The sequence below is a fragment of the Agrobacterium genomosp. 2 str. CFBP 5494 genome (genome assembly GCF_900013495.1).
In the GTDB taxonomy this organism is placed as follows: Bacteria; Pseudomonadota; Alphaproteobacteria; order Rhizobiales; family Rhizobiaceae; genus Agrobacterium; species Agrobacterium pusense.
In genome coordinates, this window is the sequence record NZ_LT009718.1 from 1,002,891 (window position 1) to 1,025,924 (window position 23,034).

At 61.3% G+C, this 23,034-nt stretch carries 18 protein-coding genes; 13 read left to right on the top strand and 5 right to left on the bottom strand.

The annotated features are described in order from the left end of the window. Positions 1–54: 54 nt before the first annotated feature. Together ileS and AGR2A_RS04725 are read left to right on the top strand one after the other, a co-directional pair. Positions 55–2,958 (top strand): isoleucine--tRNA ligase, encoded by a 2,904-nt coding sequence (ileS, locus tag AGR2A_RS04720; RefSeq protein WP_072494869.1) that lies wholly within the window; start codon positions 55–57, stop codon positions 2,956–2,958. Between the two features lie 142 nt (positions 2,959–3,100). Then, on the top strand, positions 3,101–3,742 hold the full coding sequence (locus tag AGR2A_RS04725; protein WP_004440212.1) for a hypothetical protein: 642 nt from the start codon (positions 3,101–3,103) through the stop codon (positions 3,740–3,742). A gap of 50 nt (positions 3,743–3,792) precedes the next feature. Here AGR2A_RS04725 and AGR2A_RS04730 read toward each other — a convergent pair whose 3' ends face one another. Further along, entirely contained in the window at positions 3,793–4,251 is a 459-nt protein-coding gene (locus AGR2A_RS04730) for a nucleoside deaminase (RefSeq protein WP_004440213.1), read from the bottom strand. Between the two features lie 71 nt (positions 4,252–4,322). On the opposite strand from AGR2A_RS04730, the gene AGR2A_RS04735 reads away from it, so the two are divergent. The 3 genes from AGR2A_RS04735 (at position 4,323) to AGR2A_RS04745 (ending at position 7,819) form a co-directional block, all read left to right on the top strand. Then, a complete protein-coding gene (locus AGR2A_RS04735; RefSeq protein ID WP_072494022.1) occupies positions 4,323–6,266 on the top strand; it encodes a pseudouridine synthase in 1,944 nt (647 codons plus the stop codon). Further along, entirely contained in the window at positions 6,247–6,804 is a 558-nt protein-coding gene (gene rsmD, locus AGR2A_RS04740) for a 16S rRNA (guanine(966)-N(2))-methyltransferase RsmD (RefSeq protein ID WP_072494023.1), read from the top strand. The genes AGR2A_RS04735 and rsmD overlap by 20 nt, the downstream gene beginning before the upstream one ends. Before the next feature lie 88 nt (positions 6,805–6,892). Continuing rightward, positions 6,893–7,819 (top strand): patatin-like phospholipase family protein, encoded by a 927-nt coding sequence (locus AGR2A_RS04745; RefSeq protein ID WP_045532795.1) that lies wholly within the window; start codon positions 6,893–6,895, stop codon positions 7,817–7,819. 204 nt (positions 7,820–8,023) lie between these two features. Here the strand turns inward: AGR2A_RS04745 and AGR2A_RS04750 are convergent, their stop codons facing one another. Then, entirely contained in the window at positions 8,024–9,853 is a 1,830-nt protein-coding gene (locus AGR2A_RS04750; protein ID WP_004440219.1) for a monovalent cation:proton antiporter-2 (CPA2) family protein, read from the bottom strand. A gap of 116 nt (positions 9,854–9,969) precedes the next feature. Between AGR2A_RS04750 and AGR2A_RS04755 the strand changes: the two genes are divergently transcribed. From AGR2A_RS04755 to lpxK, 6 genes are all read left to right on the top strand, one after another. Continuing rightward, positions 9,970–11,316 (top strand): TldD/PmbA family protein, encoded by a 1,347-nt coding sequence (locus tag AGR2A_RS04755; protein ID WP_072494870.1) that lies wholly within the window; start codon positions 9,970–9,972, stop codon positions 11,314–11,316. Positions 11,317–11,407: 91 nt separating this feature from the next. Continuing rightward, positions 11,408–12,214, top strand: coding sequence for a 3'(2'),5'-bisphosphate nucleotidase CysQ (locus AGR2A_RS04760; protein WP_006699510.1), 807 nt, complete (start codon positions 11,408–11,410; stop codon positions 12,212–12,214). Between the two features lie 60 nt (positions 12,215–12,274). After that, positions 12,275–12,514, top strand: coding sequence for a DUF4170 domain-containing protein (locus AGR2A_RS04765; RefSeq protein WP_004440223.1), 240 nt, complete (start codon positions 12,275–12,277; stop codon positions 12,512–12,514). 215 nt (positions 12,515–12,729) lie between these two features. Continuing rightward, a complete protein-coding gene (waaA, locus tag AGR2A_RS04770; RefSeq protein WP_006699512.1) occupies positions 12,730–14,052 on the top strand; it encodes a lipid IV(A) 3-deoxy-D-manno-octulosonic acid transferase in 1,323 nt (440 codons plus the stop codon). Continuing rightward, on the top strand, positions 14,046–14,783 hold the full coding sequence (locus AGR2A_RS04775; protein ID WP_004440228.1) for an HAD family hydrolase: 738 nt from the start codon (positions 14,046–14,048) through the stop codon (positions 14,781–14,783). The genes waaA and AGR2A_RS04775 overlap by 7 nt, the downstream gene beginning before the upstream one ends. Before the next feature lie 259 nt (positions 14,784–15,042). Further along, on the top strand, positions 15,043–16,089 hold the full coding sequence (lpxK, locus tag AGR2A_RS04780; protein WP_072494024.1) for a tetraacyldisaccharide 4'-kinase: 1,047 nt from the start codon (positions 15,043–15,045) through the stop codon (positions 16,087–16,089). Between the two features lie 106 nt (positions 16,090–16,195). Here lpxK and AGR2A_RS04785 read toward each other — a convergent pair whose 3' ends face one another. Next, positions 16,196–16,417 carry a DUF2093 domain-containing protein gene (locus AGR2A_RS04785; protein ID WP_004440232.1) on the bottom strand — a complete coding sequence of 74 codons (222 nt, stop codon included), beginning with the start codon at positions 16,415–16,417 and terminating at the stop codon, positions 16,196–16,198. Positions 16,418–16,566: 149 nt separating this feature from the next. Next, positions 16,567–18,399 carry a DNA mismatch repair endonuclease MutL gene (gene mutL / locus AGR2A_RS04790; protein WP_072494871.1) on the bottom strand — a complete coding sequence of 611 codons (1,833 nt, stop codon included), beginning with the start codon at positions 18,397–18,399 and terminating at the stop codon, positions 16,567–16,569. Positions 18,400–18,805: 406 nt separating this feature from the next. On the opposite strand from mutL, the gene AGR2A_RS04795 reads away from it, so the two are divergent. Together AGR2A_RS04795 and AGR2A_RS04800 are read left to right on the top strand one after the other, a co-directional pair. After that, positions 18,806–20,425 (top strand): response regulator, encoded by a 1,620-nt coding sequence (locus AGR2A_RS04795; protein ID WP_072494872.1) that lies wholly within the window; start codon positions 18,806–18,808, stop codon positions 20,423–20,425. 183 nt (positions 20,426–20,608) lie between these two features. Beyond that, positions 20,609–21,961 carry a putative bifunctional diguanylate cyclase/phosphodiesterase gene (locus AGR2A_RS04800; protein WP_004440238.1) on the top strand — a complete coding sequence of 451 codons (1,353 nt, stop codon included), beginning with the start codon at positions 20,609–20,611 and terminating at the stop codon, positions 21,959–21,961. Positions 21,962–22,142: 181 nt separating this feature from the next. Here the strand turns inward: AGR2A_RS04800 and AGR2A_RS04810 are convergent, their stop codons facing one another. Then, entirely contained in the window at positions 22,143–23,030 is an 888-nt protein-coding gene (locus AGR2A_RS04810) for an SMP-30/gluconolactonase/LRE family protein (protein ID WP_072494027.1), read from the bottom strand. Positions 23,031–23,034 lie beyond the last annotated feature (4 nt).

Genomic DNA, 23,034 nt, shown 5'->3' on the forward strand with positions numbered 1-23,034 from the left:
CCTCTTTGCAATTGATATGGCGCGGCCCGCACGGCGCGCAACAACGGTATGATCATGAGCGACACCGCAGAAAAACTGGACTACTCCACCACCCTCTATCTTCCGCAGACGGATTTTCCGATGCGCGCCGGCCTGCCGCAGAAAGAACCGGAAACGGTGAAGCGCTGGCAGGAAATGGGTCTCTACAAGAAGCTGCGCGCCTCGGCCGCCGGGCGCGAGAAATTCGTGCTGCATGACGGCCCGCCCTATGCCAACGGCAACATCCATATCGGCCATGCGCTGAACAAGATCCTGAAGGACGTCATCACCCGCTCGTTCCAGATGCGCGGTTACGACGCCAATTATGTGCCCGGCTGGGATTGCCATGGCCTGCCGATCGAATGGAAGATCGAGGAAGCCTACCGCGCCAAGGGCAAGAACAAGGACGAGGTTCCGGTCAACGAATTCCGCAAGGAGTGCCGTGAGTTCGCAGCCGGCTGGATCAAGGTCCAGTCGGAGGAGTTCAAGCGCCTCGGCATCGAGGGTGACTTCGAAAACCCCTACACGACGATGAACTTCCACGCGGAAGCCCGTATCGCCGGCGAACTTTTGAAGATCGCCAAGAGCGGCCAGCTCTACCGCGGTTCCAAGCCGATCATGTGGTCGGTTGTCGAACGCACGGCGCTGGCGGAAGCGGAAGTCGAATATCATGACGTCGAGAGCGACACGATCTGGGTGAAGTTCCCGGTCGTTGAAGGCTCTGCCGAGCTTGATGGCGCTTCCATCGTCATCTGGACGACCACGCCGTGGACGATCCCCGGCAACCGCGCCATCTCGTTTTCGTCACGCATCGCCTATGGCCTTTATGAGGTCACGGCGGCGGCCAATGATTTCGGACCGCAGCCGGGCGAAAAGCTCGTCTTCGCAGACAAGCTGGCAGCCGAATGCTTTGCCAAGGCGAAGCTCGAATTCACACGCCTGCGCGATGTGAAGGCGGAGGAGCTCGCCGCTGTTACCTGCGCCCACCCGCTGGCATCGCTGGGTTACACCTTCCCTGTTCCGGTTCTCGATGGCGATCACGTCACCGACGATGCCGGTACCGGCTTCGTGCACACAGCCCCCGGCCATGGCCGCGAGGACTTTGACGCGTGGATGGCGCAGGCGCGCGATCTGGAAGCGCGCGGTATCTCCTCCAAGATCCCGTTCACGGTCGGCGATGACGGTTTCTACACCGAAGACGCCCCCGGTTTCGGCCCGTCGGCCGAAGGCGGTGCCGCCCGTGTCATGGACGATAACGGCAAGAAGGGTGACGCCAATGACCGCGTCATCAAGGCGCTGATCGCGGAAAACAACCTGTTTGCCCGCGGCCGTCTGAAGCACAGCTATCCGCATAGCTGGCGCTCCAAGAAGCCTGTCATCTTCCGCAACACGCCGCAATGGTTCGTCTATATGGACAAGGAACTGGGCGACGGCACGACGCTGCGCTCCCGTTCGCTTTCCGCCATCGACCAGACCCGCTTCGTGCCGGCTTCCGGCCAGAACCGCCTGCGCGCCATGATCGAAGGCCGCCCGGACTGGGTTCTGTCGCGCCAGCGCAGCTGGGGCGTGCCGATCGCCGTCTTCGCCGACGAGAAAGGTGAAGTTCTGATCGACGAAGCCGTCAACGCCCGCATCCTCGAGGCTTTCGAGGCCGAAGGCGCGGACGCCTGGTTCGCCGAAGGCGCCAAGGAACGCTTCCTTGGCAATGACCACGACCATGCCAAGTGGCAGCAGGTCATGGACATCCTCGACGTCTGGTTCGACAGCGGCTGCACTCACACCTTCACGCTGGAAGATCGCCCGGACTTGAAGTGGCCGGCGGATGTCTATCTCGAAGGCTCCGACCAGCATCGCGGCTGGTTCCATTCGTCGCTGCTCGAAAGCTGCGCGACGCGTGGCCGTGCGCCTTACAATGCCGTTGTGACCCACGGTTTCACCATGGACGAGCAGGGGCGCAAACAGTCGAAGTCGCTCGGCAACGTGGTTGCTCCGCAGGAAGTCATGAGCCAGTCGGGTGCCGATATCCTGCGCCTGTGGGTGATGACCACGGATTACTGGGAAGACCAGCGCCTCGGCAAGGCCATCATCCAGACCAATGTCGATGCCTATCGCAAGCTGCGCAACACCATCCGCTGGATGCTCGGTACGCTCGCCCATTACCAGGGCGAGGAGATCGCCTATGACGATCTGCCGGAGCTGGAAAAGCTGGTGCTGCACCGCCTGTCCGAACTGGATGGCGTTGTTCGCGGAGGTTATGACGGCTTCGAGTTCAAGAAGATCACCCGTGCGCTTATCGACTTTGCCAATGTCGAGCTTTCGGCCTTCTATTTCGACGTCCGCAAGGACACGCTGTATTGCGACGCGCCGTCGTCACTGAAGCGCCGCGCGGCCCTGTCGGTCATCGCCAAGCTGTTCGATTGCCTGGTGACGTGGCTTGCCCCCATGCTGCCCTTCACAACGGAAGAAGCGTGGCTGTCGCGTTACCCGGATGCGGAGTCTGTGCATCTCGCCCAGTTCCCGGAAATCCCGGCAAACTGGAAGAATGATGCGCTGGAAGCGAAGTGGGAGAAAATCCGCAAGGTCCGCACCGTCGTGACGGGCGCGCTTGAAGTCGAGCGCCGTGAAAAGCGCATCGGTTCTTCGCTGGAAGCGGCTCCGGTCGTCCACATCGCCGACGCCGATCTTCTGGCCGCGCTGAAGGATCAGGACTTCGCCGAAATCTGCATCACCTCGGCCATCACGGTTGTGGGTGACGAAGGCCCTGCCGACGGTTTCCGCCTGCCGGAAGTGCCGAAGGTCGTGGTCGAGCAGAAGCTCGCGGAAGGTGAAAAATGCGCGCGTTCGTGGCGCATCACCACCGATGTCGGCTCCGATCCGGATTATCCCGATGTCTCGGCGCGCGATGCGGCTGCCCTGCGCGAGCTTGCGGCCCTAGCATAATGAAAATGGCCGGATGAATTGCGCTTTGCCTCTTCATCCGGTACATCTGCCTGAAAATGGCCGGATTTACAGGGCAATGCGGGCTGCCGCCTGCCGAAAGACGATGTCTGGCGAAGTGGGACGGACGGCTGGAAGGGTTTCAATGAAGACGATGCAGGGTAATGCGCAGGGTTTGGGCATGTTTCGCACGGTGGTTGGCGTCACGACGATAGGCGTGCTGCTCGGCGCGTGCACGAGCCCGACCTACGGTACGGGCAAGACGGCAGCCGAACAGCTTGTCGACGATCTCGGCAACGCAACCTCGATCACCGGCGACCAGACCAAGCGCAACCTGAAATATGGTCCTCGCCCGGGCCTCGTCGTTCCCGCACAGGCCCGTGCCGAGCAGCTGGCTCAGCCGCAGCAGAACATGGCGAGCCGCGAAAACAATCCGCAATGGGTCGAATCGCCGGAAGAAACCCGCGAACGCCTGCGCGATGAGGCGGATGCCAACAAGAACAACCCGCATTATCGTTCGCCGCTGCTCGCCGGCAACGGCACCGCCGGTCAGATGACGGAAAGCCAGAAGTGGGAAGCCTTCCGCAAGGCCAAGGCCGAAGCCCAGGGCGGCTCTGTGGTCAACGCCCAGCGCAAGTTCCTCACCGATCCGCCGGCCGAATATCGCAGCGTTCCGCAGGATCAGCTGACCGATCTCGGCGAGCCGGAGCAGAAAAAGGAAAAGCGCCGCAAGAAAGAAGCGGCAATGGCCGGCACTGGCAAGAGCTGGTGGAACCCCTTCCAGTAATGGCGAATGGTTGATGGCTGGCGGGAAGGCTTACGCCTCCCGCGAGTCGCTCAGTCGTCGAGACGTTTCCCGCGGAAAAATTGCCGCAGGATGTCAGCACTTTCACTCTCCGCCAGTCCCGAATAAACATCCGGCGCATGATGGCATGTCGGCTGGCTGAAGAACCGCACGCCACTCTCCACTGCACCGCCCTTCGGGTCTTGCGCGCCATAATAGAGCCGACGGATACGGGCAAATGAAATTGCCGCCGCGCACATGGTGCAAGGCTCCAGTGTCACATAGAGATCGGCACCGGGCAGGCGTTCCTGTCCCAGCGCCTCGCAGGCCATACGGATCACGGCGATTTCAGCATGCGCCGTCACATCGTTCAATTCACGGGTGCGGTTGCCGGAACGGGCGATGACGCGACCGTCCAGTACCAGTACGGCGCCGATTGGAACCTCCTGCCGCTCGCCGGCGGCACGGGCTTCCCAAAGCGCCAGCTCCATGAAATGCGTCCTTTCGGCCATTGCGTTTCAATTTCCTCTTAACCCTTGTGCTTGGACCTGATAGGACAGCCCAAACAACAGGCAAACAGCAAATGACTTTTAAAGACAAGCCGAAGCGTGACGGCGGCAAGACATTTAGCCGAGACAGGAAGCCGAAAGGCCCCGGCAAACCCGCCGCCGAGCGCGAAAAGAAACCTGCCGAGGCAAAGGCCGCCCCGGTGCCGGAAACCGTTGGCGCCTCGAAGCCCGAGCGCATTTCCAAGATCATGGCGCGCGCCGGCGTGGCTTCGCGCCGCGATGTCGAGCGCATGATCATGGAGGGCCGCGTGTCGCTGAACGGCGTCAAGCTGGATACGCCTGTCGTCAACGCCACGCTGTCGGACAAGATCGAAGTGGATGGCATGCCGATTCGCGGCGCCGAGCGCACGCGGCTGTGGCTTTATCACAAGCCCGCCGGTCTGGTGACCACCAATTCCGACCCGGAAGGCCGCCCGACCGTTTTCGACAATCTGCCGAGCGACCTGCCGCGCGTCCTCTCCATCGGCCGCCTCGACATCAATACCGAAGGCTTGCTGCTGCTTACCAATGATGGCGGTCTTTCCCGCGTTCTGGAATTGCCGACCACCGGCTGGCTGCGCCGTTACCGCGTGCGCGCCCATGGTGAGGTGGATCAGGCGGCGCTCGACAAGCTGAAGGAAGGCATCACCGTCGATGGCGTGCTCTACGGCGCGATCGACGCCACGCTTGACCGTACCCAGGGCCACAACGTCTGGATCAGCATGGGCCTGCGCGAAGGCAAGAACCGCGAGATCAAGAACGTGCTCGGCGCGCTCGGCCTCGAGGTCAACCGTCTGATCCGTGTTTCCTACGGTCCGTTCCAGCTGGGTGATCTGCCCGAAGGCAAGGTGCTGGAAGTGCGTGGCCGGATGCTGCGCGACCAGCTCGGCCCGCGCCTGATCGAACAGGCGGGCGCCAATTTCGATGCGCCGATCTACAATGCCCCCGTTGAGGACGAGGAAGACAACGCGCCGAAGCGGCCCGCGAAGGCCGAATGGGCAAAGAGCGATGCGCCGGAAGGCAAGCCACGCTTCGAAAAAGGCGGCAAGTCCGAGGACCGCCGTGAAAAGGCGCTTGGCCGCCTCGACACCAAGCGGGGCGACAAGCCCGCCGGCAAGTTCGGCTCCAAGCCTGCCGGCAAGTTCGGCGCCAAGGGCCGCACCGAGGATGAGGGTGACGACCGCCGCCCCCGCCAGCCTGCCGGCACAAGCCGCACGGCCAATGTCTGGATGGCGCCTGGTGCGAAGCCGACCCGTGACGGCAAGGAACGCAAGTCTTCGGCCCGTGCTGAGGCGGAAAGCCTGTTCAAGAAGCCTTCTGCGCAGGACGAAGCCCGCCGCAGCCTCGTGCGCCATGCCGATGAAGACGGTGAGTGGATTCGTTCCGAACCCACCCGCGACGATGACCGCGGGCAGGGCCGTGGCGATCGCTCCGCACGTGGCGAGAAGAATTTTGGCGATCGTGGCGGACGCGGCGGCAAGTCGTTCGGCGATCGGCCGTTCCGCGACCGTCCCCGTGAAGATGGCGACCGCCCGCGTGGTGCCAAGCCGTTTGGTGACCGTCCGGCCCGGGGCGACAAACCCTTTGGCGACCGGCCCTTCCGTGACCGCCCGCGCGAAGACGGTGACCGTCCGCGCAGCGACCGCCCACGTGGCGAAAAGAGTTTCGGCGATCGCACCGCCCGGGGGGAAAGACCCGCTGGTGACCGTCCGTTCCGCGACAGACCCCGTGACGACGGTGATCGCGCCCGCGGCGAGCGGCCAGCGGGTGACAAGCCCCGCGGCGGCAAGCCGGGCGGCAAACCCGGCTTTGGCAAGCCGTCCTTCGGAAAATCGGGCGAGCGTGGCGAACGTTCGGGGTTTTCCGGAAAAGGCGCTGGCGGCAAGGGCCCCGGCGGTAATAAGCCGGGCGGCAAGGGCCCGGGTGGCAAACCTTCTGGAGGCAGGGGAATGACACGTAATGCGGATCGTAGGCGGTGAGTTCCGCGGCCGGAGCTTGGCCGCGCCGAAAACAAATTCCATTCGTCCGACCATCGACAGGACGCGGGAAAGCCTCTTCAACATTCTGAGCCATGCCTATCCGCAAAGTCTGGATGGCACGCGCGTTCTGGACGTTTTCGCCGGAACCGGTGCGGTCGGGCTGGAGGCGCTTTCGCGCGGCTGTCGTGTGGCGCTCTTCGTCGAAAACGGCGTTGAGGGCAGGGGGCTGCTTTGGGAAAATATCGATGCGCTGGGTCTGCATGGCCGCGCCCGCATCTTGCGGCGTGATGCCACCAAGCTCGGCGGCGTCAACAATATCGAGCCGTTCGATCTTCTTTTCGCCGATCCGCCTTATGGCTATGGCCATGGCGAAAAGGCTTTCGCGGCTGCCCATAGTGGCGGTTGGCTCAACGCCGGCGCGCTTGCCATTCTGGAAGAGCGCGGCGATGTGACGGTCAATGTCGATCCGGCGTTTAAGCTGCTTGAAAGCCGTATCTTCGGCGACACGAAGATGCATTTCTACCGCTACGAGCCCTGACGGGGAGTGCCCCGTCACGCCACGGTCTTGTCGTGTTTGCCGGATAGGCAGACCCCTTCACCGTGGTAACCAGTTTTGGGTGTTTCGCATGGATCAGGCTGGGAACGAAAGCGTCACGATCGTCCGCGCCGGAGAAGAAGTTCTCGAAGGCGATGGTGCGGGCAATCATGAGCCGACATTCGGACTGGCGCTCGGCGGCGGCGGCGCACGCGGCATCTGCCATATCAACGTTATCGAGGCTTTCGACGAACTCGGCATCCGGCCCGTGGCAATTTCCGGTTCGTCCATCGGCTCCATCATCGGCGCGGGCATGGCGGCCGGCATGTCTGGCCGCGAAATCCGCGAATACACGCTGGAACTCATGGGACGCAAAGGTTCGGTCGCCAACCGGCTCTGGAGCCTCGGCCCGGCATCGATGCGCCATGCGGTGGATGGTTTTCGTCTCGGCCAGTTCAATCTCGAACTCATTCTCCACGCCCTGATGCCACAGGCGTTGCCGAAGGATTTTTCCGAACTCGCCATTCCGCTGAAAGTGATAACCACGGATTATTACGCCCAGACCGAAGTGGTGGTCGAGAGCGGCGAGATCATCCAGGCGCTGGCGGCTTCAGCCGCCATTCCGGCGCTGTTCATGCCTGTTCGTATCGATGGCCGCATCATGATCGATGGCGGTATCTTCAATCCGGTTCCCTATGAACATTTGCTGGATCACGCCGATATCGTTATTGGCGTCGATGTCGTCGGTGGCCCGGAAGGGGATGGAACCACCATGCCCAGCCGATTGGAAAGCCTGTTCGGCGCCAGCCAGCTGATGATGCAGGCGGCGATTGCCCTGAAGCTCAGACTGCGCCCGCCACACATTTTCCTACGCCCTCCGGTTCACCGTTTCGGCGTGCTGGACTTCCTGAAGTCGGAAGAGGTGCTGAACGCGTCGTCCAGCATCAAGGATGATCTGAAACGCCAGATCGAACTGCAGGTAGAGCTGTTTCATCGCGGGCAGGGCGTGGAGGCTTAAGCAGTAATCCCTGAGTATTCGCTAGGAACGAGCGAGTACCACTGGTTTCTTCTCCCCGCCGGCGAGAAGGTGGCCCGAAGGGTCGGATGAGGGGGAACGTTGCCGGATTTCGGAGAACTTGCCCCTTCATCCCGCTGCCGCGGACTTCTCCCGGAGGGGAGAAGAAACAAGTGGCGCTATCCCAGCCACTACGAAGAACGCATTTCACAACGACACCTCCGTCTCGCTGTCCTCCATATCCTCTTCTTCCTCCCTCTTTTCCGCCTTGTTCTTCGGCTTCATCAGCGGTTCGGGCTTCACCTCGCGTACCGGCTTGTTGTGCAGCATCTGCCGGCCGGCGGCGAGGCCTTCCACGGCTTGCAACTGGAGTCGCTCCTCATCGCGTTCGCGAATGTCGTCGGCAATCGCCAGAGCCCTGTCGCCATCCATATCGAGCCCCTCGAGAATGCGCCTGCCAAACAGCAGGCCGGATTCCAGCGTTTCACGGAGCTCATATTCCACGCCCTTCTTTCTAAGGTCGATCGAATGAATGCGGTCATAGGAGCGGGCATAGATGCGAACGCTTGGAAATTCCGACTGGATCATGTCGATGATACGGTCGGTGACTTCCTTCTTGTGGGTGCAGACAGCCACCAGATCGGCCCGTTCGATGCCGGCGGCGATCAGCACGTCCTTGCGGGTGCCATCACCAAAAAAGATACGGAAACCGAAACGGGCGGCCTGACGCACGCGATCGGCGGAGCTGTCGATCACGGTCACATCGCGCCCGCCGGCGAGCAGGATCTGCGAGGCGATCTGACCGAAACGGGAAAAGCCGATCATCAGCACATCCGCGCCGGCTCCGTCGAAATCCTCTTCCAGCTTGTCTTCTTCCGCATCCTCCGCCGTCAGCCGACGGGAAATTACTGCAAGAAGCGGCGTCAGCGCCATGGAGAGCGTAACGACGGCAACGAGGATCGACGCGGTTGCCTGCGGAAACAGCCCCGAGGCGGCCGCCGTGGTGAAGAGCACGAAGCCGAATTCGCCGCCCTGCGCCAGAAGCAGCGCGATGCGGCTCGATGCATAACGCGACGAGCCGGCGATGCGGCAGAGACCATAGATCAGCGCCGCCTTCACCGCCATCATGACAGGCACGGCGATCAGGATAAGCACGATGTTCTCATAAACGATATGGACGTGCAGCGACATGCCGACGGCCATGAAGAACAATGCCAGGAACAACCCGCGAAACGGCTCTATATCGGCCTCCAGCTCGTGCCGATAGGAGGATTCCGACAGCATCAACCCCGCCAGCAACGCGCCCATGCCCATCGACAGGCCGACCGCCTCCATGATCGCGGCGGCGCCGATGACGACGAAGAGGGCGGCGGCGATCATCACCTCCCGCGCGCCGGTGCGGGCGATGATCTGGAACATGGGGGTGAGAAGATACCGCCCGGCAAGGATCATTCCGGCCACCGCGACGACGGAGGCGATGAGATCGGACACCATGGAGTCCGTCGGCACATCGGGCCGGTTGGAAAGAATGGTGACAAGGGCAAGAAGCGGCACGATGGCGAGATCCTGAAACAGCAGGATCGAGAAGGACCGGTTGCCGTGCCTTGTATTCATGTCGCCGTCATCGGCAAGGATCTGCAGTGCAAAGGCGGTGGAGGAAAGCGCAAGGCCGAAGCCTGCGACGAGGCTGCCGCGCCAGTCGATCAGCCCCGCCCACCATACAATCGCCGCAAGCACACTGCCCGTCACCAGTACTTGCGCAAGCCCCAGCCCTAAAATATCGCGCCGCATCTGCCAGATGCGCGACGGCTTGAGTTCCAGCCCGATGATGAAGAGCAGGAAAACGACGCCGAGTTCCGAGACGTTGAAGATGTCCTTCGCATCGGTGACCAGATGCAGGAACGGCCCGATGACGATGCCGGCCACCAGATAACCGAGCACGGTGCCAAGTCCGAGTTTGCGGAAAACGGAGGCCGCAATGACCGCGCCGGCCAGAAGCAGCAAGGGTTCGGAAAAGAGAGCGTCGTGCTCGGTCATGCGGGCGAACTTTCGAATAGGGTGGCGATGGCGCCCTCTGGACGGAGAAAGCGACGTTTCGCCCTTGATGCGGGGTTGCTGGCACAATAAATGGAACAGGAATGAAAGGCCAACTCATGTCCTCAGAAATAGATTCTTCCAAACTTCTCGAGCGCGCCAGCCAGCTTGTCGATCTTGCCCGGGCCGCCGGCGCGGATGAGGCGGATGCTGTTGTCGTGCGTTCGCGCTCACAATCGGTCGGCGTGCGGCTCGGCAAGGTGGAAAGCACCGAATCCTCCGAAAGCGACGATTTTTCCCTGCGTGTCTTCGTTGGCCGCCGGGTGGCAAGCGTTTCGGCCAATCCCGGCTTCGATCTGAAGACCTTGGCGGAAAGGGCAGTGGCCATGGCGAAGGTTTCGCCGGAAGACCCCTTTGCCTGCCTTGCGGACAAGGAACGGCTGGCAAGTTCCTATGATGATCTCGAGCTTTTCGATGCAACGGACGTGTCTGCGGATCAATTGCGCGAGGCGGCCCTTGCTTCGGAAGAGGCGGCGCTGGCGGTCAAGGGCGTCAGCAATTCCTCGGGTGCTGGCGCGTCGAGCGGCATGGGCGGGCTCGTGCTGGTCACCTCCCACGGTTTTTCTGGCAGCTATATGGGCAGCCGCTTCGGCCGCTCCGTCAGCGTCATCGCTGGCGAAGGCACGAAAATGGAGCGCGACTACGATTTCGACAGCCGCCTTTATTATGCCGATCTTGATGCCGCCGAAGAGATCGGCCGCCGCGCCGGGGAAAAAGTCGTGCGCCGTGTTGGCCCGCGCCAGGTCGATACCGGCAGCAACATCACTGTCGTGTTTGATCCCCGTATCGCCCGCGGTTTCGTCGGCGCCATTGCCGGCGCCATCAACGGCGCTTCGGTTGCCCGCAAGACCAGCTTCCTGCGCGACAAGATGGGCCAGCAGGTGCTGAAAAAAGGCCTGTACCTCACCGACGATCCTCAGATCGTGCGTGGCCCTTCCTCCCGTCCTTTCGATGGCGAAGGTGTTCGCGGCGAAAAGATGACGATGATTGAGGATGGCGTTTTGAAGCACTGGTTCCTCTCCACCTCCGCGGCACGGGAACTCTGCCTGGAAACCAACGGCCGCGGCGTGCGTGGCGGCACTTCGGTCTCGCCGGCCTCCACCAACCTTGCTCTGGAGCCGGGCGATCTTTCGCCGGAGGACCTGCTGGGGCAGGTCGGGTCGGGCTTTTACGTCACCGAGCTCATCGGCCACGGTGCCAACATGATCACTGGCGAATACAGTTGCGGCGCGAGCGGTTTCTGGATCGAGAACGGCGAAAAGACCTTTCCGGTTTCCGAGGTCACGATTGCCTCGAACCTGAAGGACATGTTCATGCGGATCACGCCGGCCAACGATATTGATCGCAAATACGGCATCGCGGCCCCGACGCTTGCCATCGAAGGCATGACGATCGCAGGCAAGTGAGGCGACCTGCGGGATTTTCGCTGGCGCTTCATATGCAAGTGCGAACAGAAAAACGGGCGCGCCATCTGAGGCGCGCGGAAAAGACGGCAAGATGAACGACATGGATGAGGCCCGCTGGGCCTCCGATCTGAGGCTGGTCCTCGAAGCCGCCCGCAAGGCGGGCGAGACAGCCCTCGGTTTCTTCCGCAAGGATCCCGAGGTCTGGTGGAAGAATGGCGGGCTTTCGCCGGTAAGCGCGGCCGATTACGCCGCCAATGAAATCCTCGAAACCATTCTGCGCTCCGCCCGGCCGGATTATGGCTGGCTTTCCGAAGAGACGGATGACGACGCGGACAGGCTTTCCCGTTCCACCGTCTTTGTGGTCGATCCCATCGACGGCACCCGCGCCTTCATTGGCGGCAGGGATACCTGGTGCATCAGCGTTGCCGTGGTGCATGAAGGGCGGCCGGTGGTGGGCGTGCTCGTCGCACCGGCGCTGTCGGAGGAATTTACCGCGATAGAGGGCGGCGTGGCGTTAAAAAACGGAAGCCCCATCTCCGCAAGCGGCGGCAATACCGGCACCTTCCATCTCGCCGCCGCGGCAGAGGCGATCACGCATCTGCCGGAAACGATGCGCAACAATGTCGAGCGTGTCCCGCATGTGCCGTCGCTGGCCTACCGGCTGGCGATGGTGGCGGATGGTCGTATCGACGGTACGCTGGTCATGCCCAACTCACACGAGTGGGATCTGGCCGCGGCCGATCTCATTCTCGAACGCTCCGGCGGCCGGCTTGCCGGTCTGGATGGCAAACCTCTGATGTATAATCGCCGCCGGGTGAACCACCCCGCATTGTGCGCCGCAGCAAATTATGCGCTGCCTGCACTTTTGAAAGCGTTTTCACATCCGTCTGGCAGTTGACGTTTGGCGGGAAATCCCGCAGATGAAGGCCTCTCTCAGAGTTCAAGAAAGAGATAAGACATGACGGAAACTGGCAAACCGAAACAGCTGCTGCACCTCGTCTTCGGCGGCGAACTGGAAAACCTTCAGGATGTTCAGTTCCGGGATTTGAGCGCGCTCGACATCGTCGGCATCTATCCAGATTACGCCTCGGCGCTCACGGCTTGGAAGTCGAAGGCACAGATGACTGTCGATAACGCCCATATGCGTTATTTTATCGTGCATATGCACCGTCTTCTCAATCCTGACGACAAAATTTGAGTCCCTTTGCCCTTGCGTTGTAATACTATTGGATGAAAGCGCGCTTTCCCGTGATTCCTGCGCGAGCGGCGCAGCACGGGAATGCCGTTACGAGAAAATGTGATCGCGCTTTCGTTTCCGATGACAAAAAATGACGCAATTTGAGAAGAAGTAGGCGGCGATAACAACCAGAACAGGGGCAGGGCATTGCGCGGAATGATCAAGGGCAGACTGTCATGAGCAGCCGTATCGCACGTTTCGCTCTTTCCGGTTACCGCATTGCCGGTATCGCCGCTTACCCGTTTGCCAAGCCCTATCTTTCCTATCGGGCCGCCAAGGGCAAGGAAGACAAACGCCGCCGGCTCGAACGTTTCGGTTATGCGAGTGCCGAGCGCCCGCGCGGGCCGCTCGTCTGGTTCCACGCCGCAAGTGTCGGCGAAACGCTGGCGCTCATTCCGCTCATCCGCGAAATCCGCAAACGCGACATTTTCGTGCTTCTGACCACGGGTACGGTCACCTCGGCCGAACTGACCCGCACCCGGCTCGGCGATGACGTGATCCACCAATATGTGCCGCTCGACATCAAGATCGCGGTCAACCGTTTCCTGACCTACTGGGCACCCGATGCCGCCATCACGGCCGAGTCCGAAATCTGGCCGGTGACGATGATGGAACTGGAGCGCCGGCACATTCCGCAGATCCGGGTCAATGCACGCCTTTCCGACCGTTCCTTCGATCGCTGGAAAGCTCGCCACGACATTGCTGAATCGCTGTTTTCCAAGCTGGCGCTGGTGGTTGCCCAATCCGATCTCGATGCCGAACGTTTCCGCGATCTCGGCTCCTGGCCGGTGGTGATATCGGGTAACCTCAAGGGTGACACCGACCCGCCGCCCTGTGACGAGGCGCTGCTGGAGAGCTACCGCAAGCAGGTCGGCAATCGCAAGACATGGGCGGCGATCTCAACCTTCGACGGTGAGGAGAAGGCCGCGGCCACCGTGCATGCGGCGATCAAGTCGCGCAACGGGCAACTGACCATCATCGTGCCGCGCCATCCCGAGCGTGGAGATGAGGTGGAGGCCATGCTGAAGGGCATGAATCTCTCCGTTGCTCGCCGCAGCCGCAATGATGTGATAACGCCTGAAACCGATATTTTCCTCGGGGACTCCATTGGCGAAATGGGGCTCTACCTGCGGCTGACCGAGCTTGCCTTTGTTGGCCGCTCGCTGACGGCCGAAGGCGGGCAGAACCCGCTGGAGCCGGCCATGCTTGGCTGTGCGGTTTTGTCGGGCGCGCATGTGCAGAACTTCCGAGAGGCCTATCAGAAGCTGATCCGCGCAGGTGGTGGCCGCATCATCCGTGATGTGGAGATGCTGGCAAAGGCGGTGCATTATCTGCTCGTCAACGATAATGAGCGCTACAAGATGATCGACGCGGGCAATCGGGTCATTCAGGATATGCGCGGCGCGCTTTCCTCCACGGTGAAGGCGCTGGAGCCCTATATCAACCCGCTCACCGTTTCCGCCAAGCTGCAGCCGCGGAGCGCCATCGGATCATGGTAGCGGATATAGAACTCAACGCCGCGCAGTCAATCGCCGCAGTGCTTTTCGACAAGGATGGCACGCTGCTGGGCTATGACGCAAGCTGGGGACCGGTGAACCGCGAACTCGCGTCGATTGCGGCCAAGGGAGATCCCGTCCTCGCCGACAGGCTTCTCTCCGCCTGCGGCATGGATCCCGTTACCGGTCATGTCGTGCCCGACAGTCTTCTGGCCGCCGGCAACACGGCGGAGATCGCCGCCGGTCTCGTCGCCGCCGGATCGCCCTGCGATGTTGTCGAGCTCACGCAACGTCTCGACCGGCTTTTTACCGAGGCCGCGGATAAATCCGTGCCGGTGACCGATCTCAAGGGTTTTTTCGCGAGGCTGAAGGCTCGCGGCTACAAGCTCGGTATCGCCTCCAGCGACAACGAAAACTCCATCCGCCAGACGGCCATCCGCTTCGGTTTCGAAAACGATATCGATTTCGTTGCGGGATATGACAGCGGTTACGGCACCAAGCCGCAGCCCGGCATGGTCCTCGGCTTCTGTCAGGCGATCGGTATCTCTCCCGACCGCGTGGCCGTCGTCGGCGATAATAACCACGATCTGCATATGGCGAAAAACGCCGGCGCGGGTCTAAGGGTCGCCGTTCTCACCGGCACCGGCTCTCGCGAAAGCCTGGGTGCGGATGCCCATTATTGTTTCGATGACATCACCGGGCTCGAAGCGCTGCTGCCGGAACGGGCTGTTTGAAGCGGTGCCGCACGGTTTGCATTGTCGCGGCACTCTCTACGTCCCGTCATGCCGGCCTTGAGCCGGTATGACGGAGAAAATGGATATCGCGGCGCGCAGATTGAAGTTCCATGTTAAATCACGGCCAGTCCGTATCAGCACCGGTGCGTAAAGCCGTCTATTCGGATTTTGCAATTTACGGTTTTTTCTGGCAAACAACCTCCCAGACGTGAAATGGCGAACGCAATGCCGTGGGCGACCCGGCCGGGAGCGGGAATAGATGGTTTCTGAAGCGCCACCCTTCTGGTGGCAGAAAGCGGGCTGGCAGGCGTGGCTCCTGTCTCCTTTCTCGCTTCTTTACGGCAAGGTCGCCGGCCGGCGCATGCGGACGGCAAAAAGGGCAAGTGTCACCGTTCCGGTCATCTGCATCGGCAACTTTACCGTGGGTGGCGCCGGCAAGACGCCGACGGCAATGGCAATTGCAAGGGCCGCCGTTGCGAAAGGCTTGAAACCCGGATTTCTCAGCCGCGGTTATGGCGGCACACTGGATGTCACCACCCTTGTCGATCCCGCACATCATCGCTCTGCCGATGTCGGAGACGAGCCGTTGCTTCTGGCGCGCGAAGCGGTGACGGTGATTTCGCGCCGCCGCGTTGAGGGTGCGCATCGCCTGATCAAAGAGGGCGTCGATCTCATCATCATGGATGACGGGTTTCAGAGCGCGCGTCTGACGCTGGATTATGCGCTTGTCGTCATCGATACAATGCGCGGCATCGGCAACGGCCATCTGGTGCCGGGCGGTCCGGTAAGAGCCCCGCTCGCCGAACAGATGCGGCATATGACCGGGCTCCTGAAGGTCGGTAACGGTCACGCGGCCGATGCCCTTGTGCGGCGAGCCGCAAAGGCTGCCAAACCCGTTTTCGTTGCGGCGATCACGCCGCAGGAGCCGCAGGATTTCAGGGGAAGGCGTGTGCTGGCCTATGCGGGCATAGCCGACCCGGCCAAATTTTATCGAACCGTCGAAGCGCTCGGCGGCGATATCGTGATGCAGCGCTCTTTCCCGGATCATCACCACTTCAGCGATGACGAGATTGCCGATCTTCTGCAGGACGCAGGCAAGGCGGATCTGCAACTTGTCACTACGGCCAAGGATGCCGTGCGGCTTAACGGGCACCACGGCCGGGCAGAGGAATTGCTCTGGAACAGCCTGGTGATCGAGGTCGACATGGTGTTCGACGATCCCAATGCGGCTGGAACGATTATCGATACGGCCGTGGCGAACTGCCGCGCCCGTTTGCTTCGGGATAATTCGCGGACCTTGCTTTAAGGTACCGAAAAAGACAAACTGTCGTGCGCCGGTTTCTCCTCACTGACGTGACGAGCACAGGGACGAGGGAGGCCCACGCGCGACACTCAACGCGTCGCTTCCCTCCTTATGCCGGCAAAGTACCAGCCTTCTTTTCGGCTTCCAGAGAAGCCGCGGCATCCACATAGGCCTCCTGCCGCGCCACGCTCCAGTAGCGCAGCTCATCGAGCGGAATGCTCTTGCCTGTCATGGCGCAGATGACATGCGAGCCGGTCTGGACGATGCGGAAGTCACCGTCGAGATATTCGATGACGGCGAGGCGATTGCCGCCTCCTTCAAATCTGTTCATCCGTTTTCGTCTCCTGCTCTGTCCTGTCAGGGCACCCAGTCCGAAACGGCGTACGTTTTCCTGAACAATCCGGATGCTCCAGTATCCTGAATTTATATAGGCCGGCGTGGCGCAAGGCCAGCCCCGACGCCCTTGCATGTAAGAAGGCGTCAGCTGCGGCCGAAGAGCCGTTCTATATCGGAAAGCTTCAGTTCGATATAGGTCGGACGGCCATGATTACACTGGCCCGAACCCGGTGTATTTTCCATCTGGCGCAGAAGCGCATTCATCTCCTCCGGCCGCATGCGCCGGCCGGAACGCACCGAGCCGTGGCAGGCCATCGTGGCGGCGACATATTCCAGCTTGTTGGCAAGCGTCGAGGCGGCGTCCCATTCGGCGATCTCGTCGGCAAGCTGGCGCACCAGTCCCTGCACATTGACCTCACCCAGCATGGCCGGGGTTTCACGAACGGCGACGGCACCCGGCCCGAAACGCTCGATGACGAGCCCCAGCGCATCGAAACCGGTGGCGTGATCCATCAGCCGGTCGCAATCTTCTTCCGGCAGATCGATGATTTCGGGGATGAGCAGCACCTGCGAAGCCGGCCGTTTGGAATGCAGTGCATTCCGCATCTGCTCGAAAACCAGCCGCTCATGCGCCGCATGCTGGTCGACGATGACAAGGCCGTTTTCTGTCTGCGCGATGATGTAGTTCTCGTGCAGCTGCGCCCGCGCGGCCCCGAGCGGGTAGAGCGTGGGCTCGGGCGAGGAGCTCGCGCCGGCTTCATAAGTTTCACGAGAATCGGACCGCGCCGTTGGGGTGGTGATGTCCGAGAAATGTGATTGTACCGCCTCCGAAAACTGCGTTGCGCCTGAAACGGCGAGCGGCCGTGACGGCGAGGTCGCGGCGGACCATGGCGCGGGAGCGGTCGTGAAAGGCGATGGCCTGAGGCCAGAAGGGCTATAGCCGGGGCGGAAGGCGTTCATCATCTGGCTGGCGCCCGTCGTTGCCGCCCTGTCGCCGTCACGCGTCAGCGCCTGGCGGATCGCGCCGACGATCAGCCCGCGAATGAGCCCGGGGTCGCGAAAACGAACGTCGGATTTCGCCGGGTGTACGTTTACATCCACAAAGGCGGGATCGAGCGTGATGGAAAGCACCGCGACAGGATATCGCCCATGCGGCACGGTTTCGGCGTAAGCCCCGCGAATGGCGGATAAAAGCAGTTTGTCCTGCACCGGACGGCCGTTGACGAAGACATACTGATGCGCCGAATTGCCACGGTTGAAGGTGGGCACGCCGGCAAAGCCCGTCAGCGTCACATCCTCACGCCCGGCATCGATTTCGATGGCGTTGTCCTTGAAGTCCGCACCGAGAATCTGTGCCATGCGGGCCAGATGATCGTCACCCGTCGACGGAATTTCGAGCGTCGACCGATCCGTGCCTGACAGCACGAAGCGGATACGCGGAAAGGCGATCGCCATGCGTTTGACGACTTCGGTGATTGCGGCCGCTTCGGCGCGTTCCGTCTTCAGGAATTTCAGCCGTGCCGGTGTGGCGAAGAACAGGTCGCGCACCTCGACGATGGTGCCGGCATTCGAGGCGGCGGGCCTCACATCGGAAACCTTGCCGCCGGTGACGGAAATCACCGAACCCTGCTCCGCGCCCTGCTGGCGGCTGGTGATCGTCAGCTTGGCCACGGAGCCGATGGAGGGCAGTGCCTCGCCGCGGAAGCCGAGCGTGCGTATATCGTCAAGTGTATCGGAAATCTTCGAGGTGCAGTGCCGCCTGACCGCAAGCTCGAGATCGGCCGGCGACATACCACAGCCATTGTCGGTAATCCGCACCAGCCCCTTGCCGCCGCCCGCCGTGGCGATCTCGATGCGCGTCGCCCCGGCGTCGATGGCATTTTCCACCAGCTCCTTCGTGGCGCTGGAGGGTCTTTCGATGACCTCGCCGGCGGCGATCTGGTTGATAAGGGTTTCTGAGAGCTGCTTGATGGCCATGATCGCCATTTTCGCGGATTCGCGCCGGCTTCGAAAGCAAAAAACTGAGACTGCGGAAATTTGCACATGTTTTGCAGGTTGCATGGCATCGGACCATTTCCGCCAATGCAGTTTAAGCGTTAATCCGCCCTTAATCGCCCTTGTTTATGGTGGGGCAGCTTGAAATGACCGCAGAAACGGGGCCGCCTCTGCCGGGTGGTGTGTGACGTCGACTATGGGTGAGCGTCATCTTCTCCTCAAGACTGTTTCAAGCGGCAAACCCTGATGTCTGTTTTCCGGAATTTTCGTTTCATCCCGGCATCTGCCCTGGACGATTCCAATAGAAACAAAAGCCTGACCCATTAAAACAGGCGGGAGTTTGCAGTTGAGTGATTTGGCGTCCTCCGGCGCGGGCGTTCATACGGTGATGCTTGATGCCCTTTGCGACGCGCTTGGCGCGGCGATCGTCGTTTACGACCGTAACGATCACATTATTTTCGCAAGCCGGAAGCTCCTCAGTTTTTTCCCGCTGGAAGAGGCCGTCATCGGCCCCGGCGCGCGCCTGCGCGATTATCTGGGCGCCCTGTACGATTGTTACCATATCGAGACGGAAAATCCTGTCGCCAATGCCCGCCAGCTCGGTCGGGAAGAGTGGATCGGCGAACGGCTGGCTCTGCACTGGAAGGAACGGTCTGAAAAAACCGAACGGCTGAAGGGGGAGAGGTTCCTGCGCTTTGTCATGAACCGCCTGCCATCCGGTCTCGGCATTAGTGTCCTCGCGGATATTTCTGAACAGAAGAAGCGCGAAGAACAATGGCGTATCGATCTCGAGCGCGTACAGCTCCTCGAGGATATTCTCGACAATCTGCCGTTTCCCGTCTTCGTCAAGGACCGGAACCTGGCCTATGCCGCCGTGAATAAATCCGCCTGCACCCTGGTCGAAACCAGCCCCGAGAGCCTGCTCGGACGCACGGTCTTCGATCTCCATTCACGCAAGGTTGCGGGGCGGATCGATGCGGCCGACCGGACGGTACTGGAGAGCGGCACGCCAAGCGTCATTCCGGAAAGGGTGAGACGCCTGAACGGTGAAGAGATACTGACGATCACGCGCAAACAGCGCGTAGGACGGCCAGGCCGTTATTTCCTGGTGACGACGATGGAGGATGTGACTGCGCTCGCCACGCTTGATGCGAACGGCATGCCCGTCATCCCTTCTTTGGAGCATGTGGCATTTGTGTCCTCAACCTATGGAAAGGATGAGGAGAAGGAAGGCCGTAACGGCTTGCTGAAAAGCAAGGCGGTGCTGGTCGTCTCCGAAAACAGCCGCTTTGCAGAGGCCGCCGGCCGCCAGCTCACGGCAGGTGGCATGGACCATGCAGCGGTGACGAGCGAGGAAGAGCAGCGCGCCTTTATCGATGTCGCCGCCTCCGCCGGGGTTGCCATCGATGTTGTTGTCATCGACGCCCAGATGAGCATCGCATGCCTCGATATTGCCGCGGCACACCATCTGCCCGTCGTCAGCATCGAGGAGGACGAGATTGACGCGTCGTTGTTGCATCATGTGGCTGTAGGGCTCCATTCGGTGCCGAAGGAGAAATCGGTAGAGGAGGACTGGGAGATCATGACGCAGGACCTGCCCAAAATCCTCAGCAACGGCGGCGTGTGCGACGTTCTTCTCGTCGAGGACAACCGGGTCAACCAGATCGTTTTTTCGCAGATACTTGAGGGTCTCGGGCTTTCCTGGCGGCTCGCCACGTCGGGCGAGGAAGCGCTGCGTCTCTTCGTGGAACAGGCTCCGTCGGTCGTACTGCTTGACACGACGCTTGCCGATATCGACGGCTTCGAGGTCGCCCGCCGCATGCGCGATCTTTCGGGTGAAAAGCGCATTCCTGTTGTCGGCGTCATTACCCACGCATTCGAAGGCGACCTCGACAAATGCCTCGCATCCGGGATGGAGGACATGCTGCTGAAACCTGTCAGCCCCGATATGGTGGAGGCTGTTTTTGTGCGGCTTTTTGGCAAGGACGTGCTGCAGCTGCAGGCGTGATAGCCCCCTCCATCGAACCGCGTGGCGTAAACATACAATTAATTGCCGCCGCCTCGGCCGTTTTGCGCTGGCAGCGGGTCTCAACGAGGGCGGTCTGCGTTTTTCGGTTCGTCGCTCTATGGCTTTTTTAATACTTGCCCTGCATTGTGATCGCGGTCGATAGAGGATTCAAGAGATGCAGGAATGAAACGGGCAGAGCCGCAAACGTTGCAGGTTAGCCAGAACGAGCTTCAGGCGATGGCCTACAGCGATCCGCTGACAGGGCTCGGCAACCGCTACCGTTTGCGGGACAAGATCCGCATGCTCGCCAGCGAACGCTCCAGCGATCCAGCACCCTTCACGGTCGGCATTGCCAATATAGACGGCTTCAAACCCATCAATGACCTTTTCGGCGTGCAGGCGGGCGATGAAATCCTCTGCCAGGTTGCTCACCGCCTCAAAGCCTGCATTCCCGATGGCGCCATCGTGACGCGCCATGACGGCGACGAATTCGCTTTCGTATTGCCGCTGGTGTTCGAACGCACCGGTGCCGAGCGTGTCGGCAACATGATCAAGGACGTGCTCTCCGCTCCCTATGATCTTGGTGATCGTAACGTCCGGCTTTCCTCCTCGTTCGGCTTTGCCATCTATCCCTTCGCCGGCGATGATTTTGAGGATCTGCTGAAAAGCGCCGAGACGGCGCTCTACCGCTCCAAGCGGCGCGGCCGCGGCCAGATCACCGTCTATTCGCGTGAGATTGCGCAGGAGATGAAGCGCGCCACGCAGCTTGAGCAGGCGCTCAGAAACGCGATCATCACCGACGCGATCGACGTGCATTTCCAGCCCATCGTCCGGCTGGAGGAGGCGAAGGTCATCGGTTTCGAGGCGCTCGCGCGCTGGAACGATCCGGATCTCGGCTTCGTATCGCCTGCGGTTTTTGTGCCGCTGGCCGAAGAACGCGGTTTCATCGATGCGCTTTCGGAGGCCCTGCTCAGAAAAGCCGCGGAAGCGGCGCTTTTCTGGCCGCGTGAGCTCTTTCTGTCCTTCAACCTGTCGTCCGCGCAACTGATGGACCCCAGCACGGCAGACAATATTCTGTCCATACTTTCGCGTGTCGGCCTCGACCCGCACCGGCTGGAGCTTGAAATCACCGAAACGGCGGTCATGACCTCCGCCGATACCGCCCAGCGGATCATCAGCGAGTTGCAGAGCGCGGGCGTTCGTATTTCTCTCGACGATTTCGGCACCGGCCAATCGAGCCTCGGCCGCCTGCGGGATTTCACATTCGACAAGGTGAAGATCGACCGCGCTTTCGTCTCGCGCATCAGCAGCGACCGCCCTTCCGAACATATCATCAAGGCCATCGTCGCCATGTGCGAAGGGCTTGATCTTGAAGTCGTGGCCGAAGGGATAGAGGAGCGGGCGGAAGAGGAAAAACTGCGCGCGCTCGGCTGCGCCATGGGACAAGGCTACTTCTACGGCCGCCCCGCCGACGCCGCGGCGACCCAGCGGTATCTACACGAGAATTACCGCGAGATATTGTCGGATATTTCCTGAGAAACGGAATGACCTTGGACGAGGTGGTGGGGACGCCCCCAACACCCCTCATTCCTGTCTTTGTCACGGGAACCCGGCCGACGCGCGTCTGCGCGGCGAAGAGAGTCCCTTCGGTCCAAGACTTGGGCTGGCTAGATTCCTGTGACAAGCACAGGAATGAGAAGGCGGTGCGTGCCTCGTCTCAGAGCCTGTAAAGCGGTTCAAACCGGCCCTTGACCTCAACCCCCAGTTCGAACGTCAACCCGTGCTGCGGATTGGCGGCTAGGGCGTCCTCGTCAAGATTTTCACGCGCCGACGTCACGAGAAGGCGCGATGCGTCCGGGCCGACGAAGGCCGGGCAGGTCGTCTGTCCCGCGGGCACCGCATATCGGGCAATATGGTTGCCGTCGGTATCATAACGATCAACCGCGCCTTCGCCCCAACGAGCGTTCCAGATATGCCCTTCGGCATCGCAGACCGAGCCGTCGATACCGCCATCGACTCCTGTCGAATCGATGAAGACTTCAGCCTTGCCGGAGGGGAGGCCGGTTTCGGGATCGAGCGGCACGCGCATCAGCTTGTTCACCTTGGTATCGACGTAATATCCGGCCGCGCCATCGGGCGAGAAGCAGATCGAATTCGGAATGCTGATATCGGCAAACAGCTTCGTCACCGTGCCTTTGTAAACATGATAGATGCTGCCCGCGCCGGTTTCCGCCTCGCGGCCCATGGTGCCGATCCAAAGCGCGCCGCAAGGGTGCATGCGCCCGTCATTGGACCGGTTGCCGGGCAGGTCCTTTTCCAGCTCCGCATGCAGAGTCAGCACACCAGTCTTCGTATCACGCAGGAAAAGCCCGTCATCGGAGGCGATCAACTGTTGGCTGTCGCTGACTTTCGCCAGAGCGCTGCCCATGAAGGGCAGGGCATGGACGGTCTTGCGGCCGGAGGCGAGGTGCAGTTCATGCAATTCCCGCTCGAGAATGTTGAACCACCAGGCCGTGCCGGTCGCAGGGTCGAAGGTCGGGCCTTCGCCGAGCAGCATCGGCGTCTCGTCAAGAACACGTCCGGTAAAGGGAAAAACAGTCGCCAAGCTC

Bases quoted from the DNA above. Each gene is read 5' to 3' on its own strand.
- ileS (WP_072494869.1), top strand. From the start codon at position 55: ATGAGCGACACCGCAGAAAAACTGGACTACTCCACCACCCTCTATCTT.
- AGR2A_RS04725 (WP_004440212.1), top strand. From the start codon at position 3,101: ATGAAGACGATGCAGGGTAATGCGCAGGGTTTGGGCATGTTTCGCACG.
- AGR2A_RS04730 (WP_004440213.1), bottom strand. From the start codon at position 4,251: ATGGCCGAAAGGACGCATTTCATGGAGCTGGCGCTTTGGGAAGCCCGT.
- AGR2A_RS04735 (WP_072494022.1), top strand. From the start codon at position 4,323: ATGACTTTTAAAGACAAGCCGAAGCGTGACGGCGGCAAGACATTTAGC.
- rsmD (WP_072494023.1), top strand. From the start codon at position 6,247: ATGCGGATCGTAGGCGGTGAGTTCCGCGGCCGGAGCTTGGCCGCGCCG.
- AGR2A_RS04745 (WP_045532795.1), top strand. From the start codon at position 6,893: ATGGATCAGGCTGGGAACGAAAGCGTCACGATCGTCCGCGCCGGAGAA.
- AGR2A_RS04750 (WP_004440219.1), bottom strand. From the start codon at position 9,853: ATGACCGAGCACGACGCTCTCTTTTCCGAACCCTTGCTGCTTCTGGCC.
- AGR2A_RS04755 (WP_072494870.1), top strand. From the start codon at position 9,970: ATGTCCTCAGAAATAGATTCTTCCAAACTTCTCGAGCGCGCCAGCCAG.
- AGR2A_RS04760 (WP_006699510.1), top strand. From the start codon at position 11,408: ATGAACGACATGGATGAGGCCCGCTGGGCCTCCGATCTGAGGCTGGTC.
- AGR2A_RS04765 (WP_004440223.1), top strand. From the start codon at position 12,275: ATGACGGAAACTGGCAAACCGAAACAGCTGCTGCACCTCGTCTTCGGC.
- waaA (WP_006699512.1), top strand. From the start codon at position 12,730: ATGAGCAGCCGTATCGCACGTTTCGCTCTTTCCGGTTACCGCATTGCC.
- AGR2A_RS04775 (WP_004440228.1), top strand. From the start codon at position 14,046: ATGGTAGCGGATATAGAACTCAACGCCGCGCAGTCAATCGCCGCAGTG.
- lpxK (WP_072494024.1), top strand. From the start codon at position 15,043: ATGGTTTCTGAAGCGCCACCCTTCTGGTGGCAGAAAGCGGGCTGGCAG.
- AGR2A_RS04785 (WP_004440232.1), bottom strand. From the start codon at position 16,417: ATGAACAGATTTGAAGGAGGCGGCAATCGCCTCGCCGTCATCGAATAT.
- mutL (WP_072494871.1), bottom strand. From the start codon at position 18,399: ATGGCCATCAAGCAGCTCTCAGAAACCCTTATCAACCAGATCGCCGCC.
- AGR2A_RS04795 (WP_072494872.1), top strand. From the start codon at position 18,806: ATGCTTGATGCCCTTTGCGACGCGCTTGGCGCGGCGATCGTCGTTTAC.
- AGR2A_RS04800 (WP_004440238.1), top strand. From the start codon at position 20,609: ATGAAACGGGCAGAGCCGCAAACGTTGCAGGTTAGCCAGAACGAGCTT.